This window comes from Pseudomonas protegens (genome assembly GCF_013407925.2).
Taxonomy (GTDB): domain Bacteria; phylum Pseudomonadota; class Gammaproteobacteria; order Pseudomonadales; family Pseudomonadaceae; genus Aquipseudomonas; species Aquipseudomonas fluorescens_AP.
In genome coordinates this window covers 1,820,463-1,837,643 of sequence record NZ_CP060201.1, presented here as the reverse complement: position 1 = coordinate 1,837,643, position 17,181 = coordinate 1,820,463, and the positions used below count along the sequence as shown (strand labels likewise).

Sequence of the window (17,181 nt, the reverse complement as noted above, 5' to 3'; positions counted from 1 at the left end):
GGCATCTATGAAACGTTTCTATAGTCAAACTACTCAAACCTCCTACTTGCAGGGCGTGCATTCACTGATGCCGGATGATGTGATGGAGATACCCGAAGCGCTTTATCTGTCGGTAATCGGTAACCCTCCCCCAGGGAAGATCCGTGCTCACGATGAGCACGGGCTGCCCTATCTGATCGATGCCCCCGAGGTGCTTCCGGATCCAGCAGCACAGGAACGCCAGTGGCGCGATGCAGAGCTGGCATCTGTCATGTGGCTACGCGAGCGGCACCGTGACCAGCTCGAAATCGCGACAGCCACGACGCTGACCGGTGAGCAGTTCAAGGAGTTGCTTGTGTACATGCAATCCCTACGCGACTGGCCCCAATCCCCGGACTTTCCACAAGCCGAGCATCGTCCAGTAGCCCCCTCCTGGATCGCCGAACAAACCCAGTAAACGCCCCGCACCAGCGGGGCGTTTTGTTTCCCGCTTCCCACTAATCAATCATCCCTACGAGCCCCCTTCACCCGGGGCTTTTTCATGTCTGGAGTTTATCCATGAGTGGTTTTTTCCACGGCGTTACCGTCACCAACGTCGACACCGGCACGCGCACCATTTCGCTGCCGTCGTCTTCGATCATCGGCCTGGTGGACACCTTCACCGAAGGCCCGACCGCCGCTGCCAAGGCCAACGAGCTGCTGCTGATCACCAACGAGCGTGAGGCCATTGCCGCCTGGGGCCCGGATGCGGCCATCACCAAGGCCTGCCAGGCCATCTACCAGCGGGCCAAGGCGGTGATCGTCGCTTGTGGCGTGGCCAAGATGACCGATGCGGCCGAGCAGACTTCGGCGATCATCGGCGGGGTGCTGGCCGACGGTAAGCGTACCGGGCTGCAGGCGCTGCTGGACGGCAAGAGCCGTTTCAACGCCCAGCCACGTCTGCTGGTCACCCCCAAGCACAGCTCGACCCTGGCCATCGGCACCGCCCTGGTGGCTCTGGCGGACAAGCTGCGTGGCCTGGCCATTCTCGATGGTCCCAATACCACCGACGAAGCGGCCATGGCCTACGCCAAGAACTTCGGCGCCAAGCGTGCCTATATGGTCGATCCGGGTGTTCAGCACTGGGACAACGGCGCCAATGCCACCGTCGATGCGCCGGCTTCGGCCTGGGTCGCCGGGCTGTTCGCCTGGACCGACAACGAGTACGGGTTCTGGGCCTCGCCGTCGAACAAGGAGTTCGTCGGCATCACCGGCACCACGCGGCCGATCGAGTTCCTCGACGGCGATGAAACCTGCCGCGCCAACCTGCTGAACAACGCCAACATCACCACCATCATTCGGGATGCGGGCTTCCGCCTGTGGGGCAACCGCACGCTGTCCAGCGATCCGAAATGGGCCTTCGTCACCCGGGTGCGGACCATGGACATCGTCATGGACGCCATCCTCTTCGGCCACAAATGGGCTGTGGACCGTTCGATCACCGCGACCTACGTCAAGGACGTCACCGAGGGCCTGCAGGCGTTCATGCGTGATCTGAAGAACCAGGGCGCGATCATCAATTTCGAGGTCTACGCCGACACCGAGCTCAACACCGCCAGCCAGCTGGAGCAGGGCAAGGTGTACTGGAACATCCGCTTCACCGACGTACCGCCCGCCGAAAACCCCCACTTCCGGGTCGAGGTCACCAACCAATGGTTGACCGAAGTCCTCGACCAAGCCGCTTAAGGAGCCGCAGCAATGGCAATGATTCCCGAAACCCTGGCGAACATGAACCTGTTCGTCGATGGCATCAGCTTTCAAGGCGACGTGCCGAGCCTGACCCTGCCCAAGTTGACCCTCAAGACCGAGGAACACCGCGTCGGTGGCATGGATGTGCCGGTGGAACTGGACATGGGCATGGAGAAACAAGAGGCCGGCTTCACCACCACCGGCGTGCGCCGCGAGTCGCTGAAGATGTTCGGCCTGGCCGATGGCAGCGGTTTCAACGGTGTGTTCCGTGGCGCCTTCAAGGGCCTCAAGGGCAAGGTCACCCCGGTGATCGTGACCCTGCGCGGTCTGCTCAAAGAGGTCGACATGGGCGACTGGAAGTCCGGCGACAAGGCCGAGATCAAGCACAACGTGGCCCTGACCTACTACAAGCTGGAAGTCGACGGTCGCCTGATCTACGAGATCGATGCCCTGGGCATGAAGCGCGTGATCAACGGCGTCGACCAGCTCGCCGCGCAACGTTCGGCCCTGGGCCTGTAAGGAAGACACCTCATGTCTCAAGCAAGCGACAAGACCCCGGCCTGGATGACCCTGAGCAGCGACAGCGTGATGGTGGCGTTGAGCAAGCCGGTGGAGATGAACGGCGTGGTCTGCGACCGGCTCACCCTGCGCGCGCCGACGGTGCGTGATGTGCGCGCCGCCAGTGCCGCCAGCGTGGGTGACGATGAACAGCGCGAGCTGATGCTGTTTGCCAGCCTCGCGCAGATCAGCACCAAGGACCTGGAGAACATGGCGCTCAAGGATTATCAGCGCCTGCAGGCCGGCTATTTTCGCCTGGTGCAAGACGACGAGCTTTGATCCGGCGGTGATGAAGGTGGCGGCGAAACGGCTCGCTCGCGAGCTGCATTTTTCCGCCGAGGAAATCATGACCATGAGGTTTTCCGACATGGTCTGGTGGCTCACGGATTGAGCCCATCACCCAAGGAGCAGGAGACGCAGATGGCGAACAAGCTGGTATCGGAGCTGGTGGTGATAGGTACGGCCCTCAGTTCGACGTGGGACGCCGCCTTCAAGACGGTGGAAGGCCGGATCAAACAGCTGGAGCAACAGGGCAGCAAGGCTCGGGTGCTGGAGAAAACCCTCGGCCAGACCCTGCGTCTGCAGGATGAATGGAAGAAGGCCCATGACACCGGCGCCGCTTCCGCAGCCGGGCTGTTGCGCCGGTTGGAGGAGAGCCGCAACGGGCTGCGCCAGCAGGGTATTGAGGTGCACAAGCTGCGCCAGGAATATCAAGCGCTGGGCAATGTGGCGCGGGGCTCGGCGCTTCAGGCCCGAGGACTGCAGCAGGTTGCCCAGGGCAAGGCCGACTTCAAGGCGGCTTATGACTGGGCAAAGTTCGGCGTCGATAAACTGCGCGCCCCGGTCAAGATCAGTGCCGATTATCAAGCGCTGATCCGCGATATGGCGATCAAGGCCGGTGTGGCCAACCAGCCACAGGAAGCGCAGCTGAGCCGCACGGTGATTCAGACCTCCCGTGACACGGGCATGGCCCGTAACGATGTGGCGGCTCTGGTGAGCCAGATGATGGCCAGCGGCATGTCGCTGGACAAGGCACAAGGCTACGCAGGGCTGGCCGCCAAGTTTGCGGTGGGGCAGGGCGCGAGTGTCGACGACACGGCGAAGCTGTTGCGGGCCCTGGAGCTCAAGGCCGGGATCAGCGATCCCAAGGTCATGGAGCAGGCTCTGGAGGCCATCGCTCTGCAGGGGCAGGCCGGCAACTTCGAGGCGGCCGACATGGCGCGCTTGCTCCCGGCGCTGCTCAAGAGCGCAAGCGCGGAAGGACTCACCGGCATGGAGGCGGTGAGTCAGCTGGGATCGATGCTGCAGGTGCAGATGAACACCGCCGCAAGTCCTGACGAGGCCGCAGGCCAACTGCAGAACTGGATCGAAAAAATCGGTTCCAGCGAGGCGGTCAAGGCTTATGAAGACGCCGGCATTGATTATCAGGCTTCGCTGAACACCGGTATCCAGAAGGGCATGTCGAGCCTGGAGGCGAGCTTTGCCCTGGCCATGCGCTACGTCAGGGCCATCGACCCGGCCAAGGCGGCGAAGATGGCCGAGGCTCAGGCGCAGATCAGCAAGGAAACCGACCCGGCGAAGGCCAAGGCCATGCTTGAGGCTCTGGAAGAGTCCCTGCGTACCGGCGACCTGTTTACCGATATGCAGATCAAGGCGGCCTTGCTGGCCCAGACCCAGGGCCGGCAGCAGTACGAGCAGGTGAAGAAGGACTCGTTGAGCGCCTCTGGCGTTCTCGCCAGGAACCTCGCGGAGCGTCGAGAAGCCTCCAAGCAGTTGTGGGCTGAAGCAGGTCAAGCCATCGACGAAGGCCAGCGGGTCGTGGGGCAGGCCCTGCAACCGGCTACGGATCTGGTGGCCAAAAGCATCACCGTGGTGGTCGGCAAGCTGACCGAGCTGGCAGAGCACAACCCATCGTTGGTGCAGGGTGTGGTCGCTTTGGGCGCCGCGTATGTCGCGGTGCAAAAGCTCATGGCGGTCTACACCATGGGCAAGGGCCTGATCAATGTCTTGCGTGGTGGGTTGAAGGTTGACCCCAAGGCGGCAAAGCGAGCGCCTGGCCGCAGTGCGGGAGGCATTGACTGCTGTGAGCTTGCAGGCAAGCCAAAGGCGAGAAAGCGAGCGCCCGGTCGCAATGCGCTAGGCATTGACTGTTGCGCGCCCATGATCGACTGCGGCTTGGACAAGCAACGCCGTCGGGGCCGTGGTGGGCGTAAGGCTGACAGGCGCAAGCCACCTGCGAGGGTGGCGGGTATTCAAGGTGGCAAGAGCCCTTTGACGCCCAGTGGTCTGGAAAAAATGCCCAGAGGGGCGGTCAGGTCTGGCGTGGCCGGTGCCGCACTGAAAGGCGCTGGCTCTGTGGCCAAAGGGTTCGCACCTTTGCTCAAGGGCGGCGCGATCCTATCGGTGCTCGGTGCCGGTTTCCAGGTTGCGGACACCTATCTGAATGCCAAGACCCAGGATGAAAAAGCCGAAGGCTATGGCGAGGCGGCAGGCAATCTTGCAGGCGCCGCTGTCGGAGCAGCAGCAGGGGCCGCCATTGGTTCCGTGGTGCCGGTCATCGGTACTGTTATTGGTGGGCTGGTGGGCGGTGCACTGGGCGCCTGGGGCGGTTCTGCCGCTGGTGGGGCCTTGGGCAAAAAACTGTTCGGCTCCGACGACTCGCTCAAGCAAATGCCCGCAGCCGGTCCGCTGATGATGCGCAACGCCGGGCAGAACATCCCGCCGGTGATGGGCGATATCGCCAAGTCCTTCCAGCCGGGCCAGGCGCCTCCGCTGATGGGGCAGGCCGCGCGTTCGCTGGCCAGTCCGGCACCGTCGGCGTCGAGCCTTTCGCTGAGTAATCCTCCGGAGCCGTTCAAATCGGCGACGCCACCGGCGATCGAACAGCAGTTCAGCTTCGCGCCTTACCTGTCGATTTCGGTGCAGGGCGATGTCAGAGATCCGGCGCAATTGGCCCGGGAGCTGGAACCCTATCTGCGCTTTCAGTTCGACGAATACAGCCGTCAGGCGGCGGGTCGTCAGTTGTTCGACGCGGCACACGTTTAAGGAGGCGGCATGGCCTATATGGAACAGCTGCAATCGGGGCTCACGTCCCTGGTGGCGGCAGCGGAGGCGGGGCGGCGCAGCGCCGATGAAATGCTGGGGCCCATGAACGGCGCCATCAGCGACATCACTGGCGCCGCCTCGGAGCTGGAAAATCTGCCCTGGGTCGGCCCGGTGCTGGGCGCCAAGCTGCAACGCACGATGCGCAGCATCGGCGCGGCGCAGTCGGCGGTGGGTGAAGTCGCGGCCAAGTACAGCCAGGCCGTGACCGTGGCGGGGCAGATGCAGCAGCGTCTTGGCGCCTTGCAGGAACAGGTGGCCAAGGCCGGCGCGGCGATCAACCGCATCGGCGGGCAGATCAGCCCGGCCCTGGGCAATATCTTTCCTTCCGGCGCGCTGGCGCCTCAGGACACCCCGGCGGCGGAGGCGGTGAAACCCTTCCCGCACCTGCTGATCCTGCAGCCCCTGGGGGCCGCGGCCGAGCCGTTCTACTTCAACCTCGATACCGCGGCCTTCGATGAGCTGCGCCGGCAAACCGGCTTTCGCTGGGCGGCCCAGGAGCGCCTGAGCCGCAGCATTGCGCAGCAGGCGGTGGGGCAGGGCGACGACAAGATCTCCCTCAAGGGCGCGATCTTTCCAGGGTTCAAGGGCGGGCTGGGGCAGTTGCAGGCGTTGCGCAGCATTGGCCGGCGCTTGCAGCCCCTGAGCCTGACCACGGGCTACGGTGAAGTGCTGGGCACCTGGTGCCTCACCAGCATCGACGAGGAACAGAGCCACCTGCTGGCGGGTGGTATTCCCCGCAAACAAGGGTTTTCACTGGAGTTTGTGAGCTATGGCAACGACCTGCAGAACCTCTGACGGTGATCTGCTCGACACCCTGTGTCATCGCTACTACGGGCACCTCAATGGCAGCGTCGAGGCGGTGCTGGACGCCAATCAGGGCCTGGCCGATGAGCCACAACCCCTGCGGGCCGGGGTACTGATCCTGCTACCGGAGCTTCCGATTCGCACAGAGGCGATGGTTCAGCTATGGGACTGACCTTGCCTCCACTCAACAGACCCCGCTGCGTGCGGGGTCTTCATTTTCTGGAGCACAGGCCATGACCCCGGTCTTTCGCATCCTCGCCGATGGCAGCGACATCACCGCGCAGATCAATGACCGGCTGCTGACCCTGCGCACCCTGGACAAACCGGGAATGGAAGCGGATGAGTTCGAACTGCGCATCGATGACCGTGACGGTGCGGTCGCCTTGCCCAGTCGTGGCGCCGCCATCGAAGTGTTCCTCGGCTATGCCGGGCAGGCATTGACCCGCCTGGGGCGCTACACGGTGGATGAAGTGGTGGTCAACGGGCCGCCGGATTCCATCGAGATCCGCGGCAAGGCCAGCGACATGCGCGGCAGTGGCAAGACCACCCGCAGCGGCAGCTGGGAGAACGTGGCGCTGGCGCAGATAGTCCGCGATCTGGCAGCCCGCAATGGCTGGCAGGCGGTCTGTCCGGTGGCGACCAAGGTGCCGCGGATCGACCAGCTCAACGAGTCCGACTTCAACTTCATCACCCGCCTGGCCCGGCAGTACGACTGTACCGCCAAGGTGGCCGAAGGCAGGTTGCTGGTGCTGCCCCGGCAGTCCGGATTGAGTGCCAGCGGCAAGGCCCTGGGCGTTGTCAGCCTCAGCCGTCGCGACGTCAGCCGTTATCAGTTCCGCTTCAGTGACAGCAGCACCCACAAGGCGGTGCAGACCAAGCATCAGGACCCGAAGAGCGGCACGCTCAAGGTCATCGACCTGGGCAACAGCGACTCACCGGCCAGCGTGCCGGCGGTGCACACCGATCGGCACCTGTACCCCAACAAGTCCGCCGCCGAGCAAGCGGCCAAGGCCCGCTTGGCAGCCTTCAACCGCAGCAGCGCCAGCCTGCGCCTGGAAATGCCCGGGCGCACCGACCTATTTGCCGAGCGCCTGATCAATGCCCAGGGCTTCAAGGCCGGACTGGACGGCGAGTACCTGGTGGACTCGGTGGAGCAACTGTTCAACCCGTCGGGGTGGAGCACCACGGTCGAATGCAACGGCGGCAAGCAAGGCAAGGCCAAAGCCAAGGCCAAGAAAACCCCCGCCAAAAAACCACTCAGGGTGGTGCAGCTTTAACCCTTCAGTGGTGCCGCGAGCATCCTCGCGAGCGGCTCATTCGGATCGCCCCCGATCCCGCATTCACTTCCTTTCAATCCACGCGGAAAGTCCGCAGGAGTATTCATGAATCCAGGCTTCAGCAACCCGGCCCCGAAGCGAGGCATCCGGCATTTTTTTCAGGCATTGATCGCTGGCTGCACTCTGTTGCTGGCAACCGCAGCCCATGCCGAGCCCTTTGTCCTGGCCTACACCGATGGCCAGGTCGAAGCGTCCTACAGCAACCTGCAAGCGTTCCACCGCCACCTTTCTGCTGTTGGTCTGGGCAGCACCTACGGGCTGACCGTCACCGGCCAGTTGCATCAGGAAGGGATGAACCCAACCAGCGAAAACATCATTCGCTTCGCCCAGTCCAAATCGCTGCCGCTGTACCCCACCGTCTCCGACTACAACGAGGGCATTGCTGATTTCGACCCGGCCATTTCCCACTCCATCGTCAACGACAAGACCTTGAGTGCCGGCAGCATCAAGCAACTGGTGAGGCTGGCCAAGGAGGGCGGTTTTGCCGGGATCAACCTGGACTTCGAAAAGGTCGAGCCAAGGAACGCCAAGGCCTTTTCCGCCTATGTCAAAGCCCTGGGCAACGCCCTGCATGCCAGCGGCAAGAAACTGATCATCAGCGTCCCGCCCAAGTCCAGCGACCGCGAGCCCGAGTACCTGCACGGCTACGACTATAAGGCCCTGGGCGCGGCGGTGGATTACTTCCAGGTCATGACCTACGACCAGGTCGGCCCCGGCTGGAGCAGCGGCGGTTTCCACGACGAAGTCTGGCCCGGCCCCGTGTCCGGTGCCGACTGGCAGCAGGTGCTGCTCAGCTACGCCGTGTCGCAAGTTGCGCCGAGCAAGGTCCTGGCCGGGCTGCCGGCCTACGGTCAGGACTACAGCATTGGCAACCGAGTGCATTGGTCGGCCTATCAGGAAGTGATGGCCGAGCACCGCGCCGTCACCCACCGGGATGCCGCCTCCGCCACGCCTTACGCCACCTGGGGCCCGGTCAAGAGCTTCGCCGATGGCGTGGAATGGACCCCGGAGCGCGCACAACCGGTGCTCTGGTACGACGACGCCGCGAGCATCAAGACCAAGACCGCACTGGTCGCCAAGCTGGGCCTGGGCGGCACCAGTGTCTGGGCCATGGGCTATGAAAATGCCGAGTTCTGGACCGCGCTGCAGGCAGGGCTCAAGGCCGGTACTGAGCTGTTGCCGGCGGGGCGGGAGTGAGCCAGGCCAGTACCAGAATTCCGGGACTGCCCCGGTTAACGTTCGACGGATAGAGAGTACTGCCCCATGAATGACGAAGACCTTGCGGCGATCAATCGACTGATCGCTGCGCTCCAGGCCCAGACCGATGGACAGGCCGCCTTGAACAGCGCGATCCGCCTGCTGGCGCAGAGCAATCAGGCACTGGTGGACTTGATCAAGAGTCGCGAGCCAGACCCCAACGCTCCCCCTTATCTGGATGGCTCGCCGGCCCCCTGAACCCAGGGTTCCAGCGTCTCGAGCTTCCTCCCCGAGTAACACTCACAGCCCGCCGTCGCGGGTTTTTTATTGTTTGATGGAGAACACCTGATGTCGATTCTTACCCAAGGTACGCAAATCTTTGCCCTGGTTCCGCCTGTCTCCGGCAGCGGCCCCTACACCGTGCTGGAAATCGAGCACGCCACTTCCTTCGACCCGGGCGGTGCACCCGCCGAGCAGATCGAAGACACCAGCCTCAACGCTGAAGAACGCAGCTACAAGAGGGGCCTGCGCACTCCAGGCACTGCCAGCCTCGGGCTGAACGCCGACCCGGCCAACGCCAGCCATATCCGCCTGCACCAACTGTCCGAAGCCAATGGCGATACCAGCGTCAAATGGGTCGTGGGCTGGTCGGATGGCAAGGGTGTAGTCCCTACCCTCAATACCAAGGGTGACAACTTCGAACTGCCCACCACCCGTACCTGGTTCGCCTTCGACGGCTACGTCTCGGACTTCCCGTTCAACTTCGCCCTGAACGCTGTAGTGACCACCACCGTCACCATTCAGCGCACCGGCGGTTCCACCTGGATCAAGAAGGCCTGAGCCACGTCATGAACCTCAAGCAGCTGAAAGCCAAGGGCGGCATCGTCGATGCCCTGCCCGTGAAGAAACAGGTGAGCTGGACTCACCTTGACAGCAAGACTGGCAAGGAAGTGACCGACACCTTGACCCTGCATGTTCGCCGGCAGTCTTTCGGGGTTATCGAGCGCCTGTTTGCCGAGAGTGACAGCGAGCTGAGCCGTAATGCCCGCTACATCGCTGCGTCGGTGGCGTTGGGCGCTGACGGCTCGGAAGCCCTGAGCTACGACGATGCCTACGGGCTGGAGCCGTCCCTGGGGTTCCTGATTCTCAATGCGGTGAATGAGGTCAATGGCACCGGTGGCGCCGCGGCAAAAAACTGACCGCCGCCGATGAGTTCTGGCACGAGTTGGTGCTGAACGGAGTCGGCGGCCGGACCATTGCCGAAGCCAAGGAACGCATGACCTACCAGGAAGCCCTGGCATGGGGGCGCTATATCGACCGATATGGTTCCTTGCATACCGGTAGGCGGCTGGAGGCGGGCAGCGCCCTGGTGGCGCTGCAGACCCACCGGCTGGGCGGAGGCATGGCGGAGTTGCTGGACTTCATGCCTCACGAACAACGTTTGGGGTTGTCACTCGAACGTGCAATGAACGAGTGGCGCTGACATCAGGCCACTTTCCCCAAACCCGTTTCGACGGGTTTTTTCATGACCCGGAGAACCCTATGGCAACTGCTTCCCAAGGGAACATGCAGCTGGACCTTGGCAGCCTGGAGCGGGCCCTGGACAAGGCCCAGCGTATTACCGACCAAGGCATGCGCAGCATGCAGAGGCGTGTCGAGGAGGCCAGCAAGAAAATTGCCGAGGCGCTGGCGACTTCGTCTGCTTCCGCGTTGGGCGCGACCTCCAATGCCGTTGATGGCCTGCGCAAGGCCTATGACCCGGCTGCCAGAGCGGCCGATGATTTTGTAAAGAGTCAAAGTTCCTTGAGCGCACTGCTCCAGCAGAACAAAAGTGCTGGAACCGAGTACGCGCAATCCCTGGAAGTATCTGGAAAAAAACTGGGGGCGTACTCCGACGAGATGGAGAAACTGCGTAATTCAGGTGCTCTAGCGGTCTCTCAGTTAGGCAGGGGGAGTCGTCAACAGGCGCTGGCCGCACAACTTAGCGCGAACGATGAAGAATATGCGTTGGCGCGCAAGGCTCTGGATAAGCAATTTCCTCAAGGCGCGGTTCAGTCGCCAGCGACCTATGCCGACAAGTCGGGGATCAAGTTCCCGGCGGGAGATGCCTATGGCCGTGGGGCCGAACAGGGAGACGACTATGCCACCAAGCTTGATGAGTTGAAGACCAAGCACAGTGACATGGCCCTGCAGATTCAAAGCAACTATGTACAGATGAGCGAAGCACTCGGCGACTGGAAAAATGGTGCCTCGTCGGCTTTGGATGACTACATGAATAACGCCGGTAACGTCGCCGCTCAGTCGAAGGCGGTGTTCACCAGTGCGTTTGAGCAGATGGATGCCGCGATCCTCCAGTTCGCTACCACGGGCAAGTTCTCCTTTTCCGATTTCGCCAAGTCGGTGCTCAAGGACATGGCGATGTTGGCGGCGAAGACGGCGGCGTCCAAAGCGTTGAGTTCGTTGTTTGGAATGGTCGGCTCGGCAGTGATGAGTTTTTGGCCCAGCGCTACCCCGACTTCAAGCGCGTTCACGGTTGATGGCGCCACGACTGTATTCACGCCGCAGGTCGATGCGTCCAGCCTGTCCCCTCCTGTATTTCCTCATGCCAAGGGCGGTGCCTTCACCAACACGGTAGCCACCGCTCCAACGTTGGCTCCAATGGCCCTATTCGGTGAGTCCGGCCCAGAAGCAATCATGCCCCTGAGTCGTGGTTCAGATGGCTCGTTGGGGGTCGTTGCGCTGGGCGGGGGACAATCCGGCACCACCAGCAACCAGCAGGTGGTCATCCAGCAAACCATCAACGTACCCGACGGACAGGCCGGTGCCTCGGGGGCAGGCACGAACTCCCAGAGCCTGGCCAATGCCTACGCCAGCGCGGCGAAGCAGGGCGCGGCCGAACAGATCGCCCGAGACCTGAAACCGGGCGGCCAGATCTGGTCCGTCATCAACGGCCGCTGATTTCCAGCGGCCGCAACGGCTCACGCCCGGAGAAAAGACATGACTATCGAAACATTCACTTGGGTACCCAAGATCGAGCCCGTGGGCAGCGTCGAGTTTCGCCTCAAGTCGGCGCGCTTTGGTGATGGCTATCAGCAGGTTGTCCAGGACGGGATCAACAACAAGACCCAGTCCTGGCCGCTGACCTTTGTCGGCGACGACAAGAAGATCAAGCCGATCATCAACTTCATCGACGCCCATCAAGGCGCCAGGCCTTTCTATTGGACCCCGCCGTTGGGCGAGCAGGGGCTGTACCGCTGCAAGACCTACCAGCCCTCGCCGTTGGGCGCAGGGATTTACTCGCTCAGCGCAACTTTTGAACAGGCATTTCATCCATGACTATCGATCCGATCCACCTTGGCAGTGCTCCCAACGATGGCACCGGGCAAAACCTGCGTTCGGGGGGGCAGACCATCAATGACAACTTTGCTGAGCTGGACACTCGTACAGCAACAGCACAGGCCACAGCCGAGCAGGGTGCTGCACAGGCGCTAGCCGCCAAGGCCAAGGCCGATGCGGCGATTCCGGCATCAGCTCTAGGAGCCACCGTGGCTCAATTGGTCAATGGAACAGTACCGCAGTCGCAGTTGCCCAGTGACGTGCTGGAGTTCGCGACGCTGGCCGGTTTTCCAGCGACGGGTGAGAACGGGAAGATCTATATCGCGGTCAACGATGGTGACAGCCTCGGCAACCCCAGCAAGCAATATCGCTGGAATGGCTTGTCCTTCGTGTTGATCCCTTCTTCTCCAGGGTCAACGGATCAGGTGGCTGAAGGGGCGACTAACCAGTACTTCACAGCGGCGCGTGTGCGTTCGACGACGCTGACGGGCCTGGGAGCGTCGGTCAACGCTGCTGTCGTCGCCAGCGATACACTGTTGCAAGGCATTGCCAAGTTGCAGGGGCAGGTCGACGCCAAACTCGGCAAGAGCGAGAAGGCTATCGATTCGGACAAGCTGGCAGGCCAGCCAGCGGCTTACTACCGTGCCCCCATGGGTGGAGCGACCGCCACCGCCTCCGGTACTCAGGGTCTGGTGCCTGCGCCGCCTCAGCTGGAAACGGATAAAGACCGCTTCCTATGTAGCGATGGGACCTTCAAGGAAGTCAGCAGCGGTGCTGGTTTGCCGGTGGGGGCGACGATTCCCTGGACTTTGCCGGTAGAGACTATTCCTGCCGGGTTCGTCGAACGCTCCGGGCAACTCCTGTCGCGCGCTGTATGGCCGGGGCTGTGGGCTAAGGTCCAGGCAGTGGCAGTGTCGGATGATCAGTGGAAGTCCAACATTGCATTTCGTGGCTGCTATTCCAGTGGCGATGGTTCTACAACGTTCCGGATGCCGGATGACAACGGCAAGTATGACCAGCTTGGAGTGGGCGGAGTTACTTACCGAGGTTATGGTTTGAACTCTATGGGTATGGTCGGGATGCACCAGTCCGATCAAGTTCAAAGCATGAAACACAGGACTTCCGTGAATGGCGGTGGAGCCAACTCCACAGGTCTAAACCCTGTATTTGGAGGCGACTCTGTTCAGAGCAGTCTGGTTGGTAACGTAGTTGCGGCGACAGGGTGGGCTACTTATACCGGAGGTGCGGTATCCGATGGCTCCAACGGTACCCCGCGAGTTGGTTCGGAAACGCGTATGGCCAACGCCACCGTAATCTGGATCACAATGGCGGCAGCGGCTGCCTCTGCCCCAGGTGAAGTGAATGTTCCCGCTTTGGCCACTCAGGTGGACAGCAACACCCAGCGAGTCACTAAGCTGGAAGATGTAATCAATCCGCTTAAGCCCTCTTGGATAAGCAATTGCTTGGTCAATAGCGTTTACGCCATCGTCAATGGCGTGTTGTGGTCAGCGTGTGGCGCTGCTTCTGTGTACGGTAACTTTCAGGCCGGTCGCGGACCTAATGCATCGACAACTTTCTATGGCCTGAACAATTTTAGTCGCGTAAATATTCCCAGCACCTCTCCGGTTATCAAGGCTGGAGCGGTGGGATATAACGGCTATGCACTTCTCGGTAACGGAGAACTGTGGGCATGGGGCTATAACAACAATGGTCAGTTGGGTCTCGGTAGCGTGGCGGTGGCGCCATTGCCGACGCTTTCCACGAATGGTGTGCTCGATATCTACTTTCATGAGACAAACTCCGGTCACAGTGCCGACGGAGGCAAGGCCTTGATTCGCAAGGCTGATGGTTTGTACGCCGCCGGCTACAACGGATACGGTCAGCTCGGCAGTGGCGATACCACGCTGAGAAATAGCTGGACGAAAGTATGGGATGTGGCGACTCGGGGTGAGATCAAATCGGTGTGGAACCTCGGCAGTCACTATGGGCGCACGTGGGTACAGACCTCTGATAATCGTTTGTTCTTTGCTGGTTATAACGGACAAGGGCAGGCCGGCATTGCGACTCCAGCCAATGTTGTTTCTTTCACCGATGTGACCACCGCGTGGGGTGGGCCTGAAGAAATCGCCAAACTCCTGCATATCAAGGGGGGAAGCGGCTGGGCTGACAGTGCTGCGAACGCCAGTGGGTTTACTGTGATGTGGTTCACTGACTCATTGCGTACATGCGGCTTCAATACCTATGGGCAACTAGGCAGTGGCAACACCACGTCCCTGACGACTCCCTTCAAAATCTCACAGGCTTTTTCTCAACTGAGCGTGTGTGGCGGTGGTGTTGGCAGTTGCTACGGTGTGGATTCAGACGGTGCACTTTGGGTATGGGGCTATAACGCCAGCTCACAACTGGGGACTGGCAATGCGACCAATCTTTTGGTGCCGACCAAGCACCCGACGTTTGATGGAACGACTTCGGACCGAAAGGTCGGCAAGATCATGACTCATGATTACGACCGTCCCTACTATGGTTACTGTTTCCCGATGTACATCCGAACTGCCGCGGGCAACATCTATCACATGGGTGTCAATGGTTACGGTGAAGGTGGACGAGGTGTCGTCGGAACTATCGCTACTCCTGTTTTGGTGGCACTGCCAAAACTGGGCAATAGTGGCAAACCGGTTTCTATCGAAACCATTGGGTTCCTGGGCACGAGTCACGCAGGTGCTGGCGCCACGGTTACCTATGCGATGGACAGCGAAGGCATGATCTATGGCTGGGGACACCAGGGCCAATACGGTGTTTACCTCTCGAGCTCTGCAGTTGATTGCCTGGTTCCTTTGCAAATGAAACCTAACTGGATGCTTTAACCGCTAAACCACTGCGAGTTACCCCCTGCCCGCCCTGTGCGGGTTTATTTTTGCCCGAGGAATCACCATGCCGATCACGGCCGATATCCAGACCCTGGAGCCAGGCGCGTGGGTGGAGCTTTTTGAGCTCGACGCCACCAGCCTCGGCGCCGAGCTTTATCGCTTTCACGGTTACCCCCAGCAGTCGTCGATCTTCTGGCAGGGGCTTGAGTACTCACCCTGGCCGATTCAGGCCGAGGGATTTGAAATGACCGGCAAGGGCGCGCAGCCGACTCCGACGTTGTCGGTTGGCAACGTCGGCGGTTTCATCACCGCCCTGGTGCTGTATTTCGAGGACCTGGTCGGGGCCCGGCTGATTCGTCACCGGACCCTTGGCAAGTACCTGGATGGCCAGCCTGAAGCCGACCCCGAAGAAGAGTTGCCGCCAGACATCTGGTATGTCGAGCGTAAGTCTAGCGAAGACAACGAAGTGGTGAAGTTCGAACTGGCCAGCGCCCTGGACTTCAACGGCGTGCAACTGCCACGACGGCAGATCGTTGCCAACGTCTGCTGGTGGCTCAGTTGTGGAGGCTATCGCGGGCCTTATTGCGGCTACAACGGTGGCCCGGTGGCGGATCTCAACGATGTGATCGTCACCGATGCGGCCAAGGATAAATGCGGTGGTCGGTTGAGCAGCTGCAAGCTGCGTTTCGGTGAAAACAACCCGCTGCCCTTCGGTTCATTTCCAGCGGCAGGGCTGCTACGGAGCTGAGCATGAACAAGGCAAATCGGGCCGCCATCGAGCGCCACGCGCTGGCCGAGTACCCCAAAGAGTGTTGCGGGCTGCTGATCCGCGAGGGGCGCAAGCGGGTCTATGTGCCCTGTCGCAACACCGCTGTCACGCCCAGCGAACATTTTCGCCTGGCCCCCGAGGATTACGCGGCGGCGGAAGAGCGCGGCGAGGTGCTGGCGGTGATCCACAGCCACCCGGATTATCCGCCGGCTCCCAGCGAGGCGGATCGGGTGGCCTGCGAGGCATCGGGCTTGCCCTGGCACATCCTGGAAGTGCGCAAGGACGATGACGGCACCTTGCGCAAGGGCGACTGGGCGAGTCTGCTGCCCACGGGGTATCAAGCGCCGTTGATCGGCCGAGCCTTTGCCCACGGTATCCACGATTGCCTGAGCATCATCCTCGACTACTACCGTCGTGAACTGGGTATCGAGTTGGGTAGCTACCAGCGTGAAGACGGTTGGTGGGACAAGGGCGGCAACCTCTATCTGGAGCACTTGCCCGAGGCCGGGTTCGAGCGAGTCAATGACCTGCGCCAAGGCGACGTAGTGCTGATGCAGATCCGCTCGCCGGTGCCCAATCATGCGGCGATCTATCTGGCCGACGGCGTGCTCAAGAGTGAGCCGGAGCACTTCCCCGCGCCAGGCTCGATCCTGCATCACCTCTATGGCCGCGACAGCAAGCGGGATACCTATGGCGGTTACTGGGATGAGGTAACGGTCAGCATCTGGCGACATCGCCAGCTCGTGGCGATGGATTGAAGTGCATCGTCTTTCCTTGAATTCAACCAGGGATCCTGTTCCTGGGAGTGATGTGATGAATCAGCAAAAAATCCGCGTCATCCGTCTCTACGGCACTCTGGGCGCACGTTTTGGCCGAGTGCACAGGCTGGCGGTCAGCAATGCCTCAGAAGCGGTAAGAGCCTTGTGCATCCTTATTCCGGGGTTCGAGGCTTTCCTGATGGAGTCCAAGGACCGCGGACTGACCTACTCGCTGTTTCTTGGCCGCGACAACATCGGTCACGACCGCTTGAATGCCCCCTGTGGTGCCAGTGATATCCGAATCGCTCCGGTATTGATCGGTAGCAAGCGTTCAGGTGGATTGCAAACCATCATCGGGGTCGCATTGGTGGTGGCCGCGTCTTACTTCTCCGGAGGCATGTTTGCTGCTGGGGGGAGTTCGACATTGATAGGCACCACCGGCACCACGGGCTGGACCATGGCCGCGCAGATGGGTATCTCCCTCGCCATGGGCGGGGTCATGCAGATGATGTCCCCGCAGCTCAAGGGGCTGGGGGCCATGGACCGTCCCGACAACCGCGCCAGCTACAGTTTCAATGGTGCGGTCAATACCAGTGCCCAGGGCAATCCGGTGGGGTTGCTGTACGGTCAGTTGACCGTTGGCAGTTCGGTGATCAGCGCCGGGATCTATGCCCAGGACCAGCTCTGAACCCGGCTGGATCCACCCTTTACTTGAAGCCCGCCTTGGCGGGTTTTTTATTGCC

Annotated in this window: 19 protein-coding genes; all 19 read left to right on the top strand. The window is 61.4% G+C overall.

Translation table 11 applies throughout. The features are described from left to right. Positions 1–7: 7 nt before the first annotated feature. Positions 8–436: a phage tail assembly chaperone gene (locus GGI48_RS08695; protein ID WP_260620640.1), complete on the top strand. Its 429-nt coding sequence runs from the start codon at positions 8–10 to the stop codon at positions 434–436. A gap of 101 nt (positions 437–537) precedes the next feature. After that, complete coding sequence (locus GGI48_RS08690; RefSeq protein ID WP_016965334.1) at positions 538–1,704, top strand: phage tail sheath family protein; 1,167 nt, start codon at positions 538–540, stop codon at positions 1,702–1,704. Positions 1,705–1,716: 12 nt separating this feature from the next. Next, positions 1,717–2,226: a phage major tail tube protein gene (locus GGI48_RS08685; RefSeq protein ID WP_016965333.1), complete on the top strand. Its 510-nt coding sequence runs from the start codon at positions 1,717–1,719 to the stop codon at positions 2,224–2,226. A gap of 12 nt (positions 2,227–2,238) precedes the next feature. Beyond that, positions 2,239–2,544: a phage tail assembly protein gene (locus GGI48_RS08680; protein ID WP_179597875.1), complete on the top strand. Its 306-nt coding sequence runs from the start codon at positions 2,239–2,241 to the stop codon at positions 2,542–2,544. A gap of 141 nt (positions 2,545–2,685) precedes the next feature. Further along, complete coding sequence (locus tag GGI48_RS08675; protein ID WP_179597873.1) at positions 2,686–5,310, top strand: phage tail tape measure protein; 2,625 nt, start codon at positions 2,686–2,688, stop codon at positions 5,308–5,310. 9 nt (positions 5,311–5,319) lie between these two features. Beyond that, positions 5,320–6,165, top strand: a complete 846-nt coding sequence (locus GGI48_RS08670) for a phage tail protein (protein WP_103741615.1) — start codon at positions 5,320–5,322, stop codon at positions 6,163–6,165. Beyond that, complete coding sequence (locus tag GGI48_RS08665; RefSeq protein ID WP_060842619.1) at positions 6,140–6,346, top strand: tail protein X; 207 nt, start codon at positions 6,140–6,142, stop codon at positions 6,344–6,346. Before GGI48_RS08670 ends, GGI48_RS08665 begins: the two co-directional genes overlap by 26 nt. A 61-nt stretch (positions 6,347–6,407) precedes the next feature. Next, the gene (locus tag GGI48_RS08660) at positions 6,408–7,451 is read left to right on the top strand and encodes a phage late control D family protein (RefSeq protein WP_179597871.1); all 1,044 of its coding nucleotides are present in this window, start codon (positions 6,408–6,410) and stop codon (positions 7,449–7,451) included. 105 nt (positions 7,452–7,556) lie between these two features. Then, positions 7,557–8,708 (top strand): glycosyl hydrolase family 18 protein, encoded by a 1,152-nt coding sequence (locus GGI48_RS08655; RefSeq protein ID WP_179597869.1) that lies wholly within the window; start codon positions 7,557–7,559, stop codon positions 8,706–8,708. A gap of 66 nt (positions 8,709–8,774) precedes the next feature. Next, the gene (locus GGI48_RS08650) at positions 8,775–8,966 is read left to right on the top strand and encodes a hypothetical protein (RefSeq protein WP_019093183.1); all 192 of its coding nucleotides are present in this window, start codon (positions 8,775–8,777) and stop codon (positions 8,964–8,966) included. 90 nt (positions 8,967–9,056) lie between these two features. Continuing rightward, a complete protein-coding gene (locus GGI48_RS08645) occupies positions 9,057–9,548 on the top strand; it encodes a phage tail tube protein (protein ID WP_179597867.1) in 492 nt (163 codons plus the stop codon). Between the two features lie 8 nt (positions 9,549–9,556). Further along, positions 9,557–9,907, top strand: coding sequence for a phage tail assembly chaperone family protein, TAC (locus GGI48_RS08640; protein ID WP_016964891.1), 351 nt, complete (start codon positions 9,557–9,559; stop codon positions 9,905–9,907). A 29-nt stretch (positions 9,908–9,936) separates the two neighbouring features. Further along, positions 9,937–10,191 carry a hypothetical protein gene (locus GGI48_RS08635; RefSeq protein ID WP_019093181.1) on the top strand — a complete coding sequence of 85 codons (255 nt, stop codon included), beginning with the start codon at positions 9,937–9,939 and terminating at the stop codon, positions 10,189–10,191. Between the two features lie 59 nt (positions 10,192–10,250). Continuing rightward, the gene (locus tag GGI48_RS08630; RefSeq protein WP_179597865.1) at positions 10,251–11,666 is read left to right on the top strand and encodes a phage tail tape measure protein; all 1,416 of its coding nucleotides are present in this window, start codon (positions 10,251–10,253) and stop codon (positions 11,664–11,666) included. Between the two features lie 39 nt (positions 11,667–11,705). After that, positions 11,706–12,044: a phage tail protein gene (locus GGI48_RS08625; RefSeq protein ID WP_047302098.1), complete on the top strand. Its 339-nt coding sequence runs from the start codon at positions 11,706–11,708 to the stop codon at positions 12,042–12,044. Next, entirely contained in the window at positions 12,041–14,908 is a 2,868-nt protein-coding gene (locus tag GGI48_RS08620; protein WP_179597863.1) for an RCC1 domain-containing protein, read from the top strand. Before GGI48_RS08625 ends, GGI48_RS08620 begins: the two co-directional genes overlap by 4 nt. A 67-nt stretch (positions 14,909–14,975) precedes the next feature. Continuing rightward, entirely contained in the window at positions 14,976–15,659 is a 684-nt protein-coding gene (locus GGI48_RS08615; protein WP_019093175.1) for a phage minor tail protein L, read from the top strand. Positions 15,660–15,661: 2 nt separating this feature from the next. Further along, complete coding sequence (locus GGI48_RS08610; protein ID WP_179597862.1) at positions 15,662–16,438, top strand: C40 family peptidase; 777 nt, start codon at positions 15,662–15,664, stop codon at positions 16,436–16,438. A gap of 55 nt (positions 16,439–16,493) precedes the next feature. Beyond that, positions 16,494–17,126 (top strand): tail assembly protein, encoded by a 633-nt coding sequence (locus GGI48_RS08605; RefSeq protein WP_047302100.1) that lies wholly within the window; start codon positions 16,494–16,496, stop codon positions 17,124–17,126. The last annotated feature ends 55 nt before the right edge of the window (positions 17,127–17,181 follow it).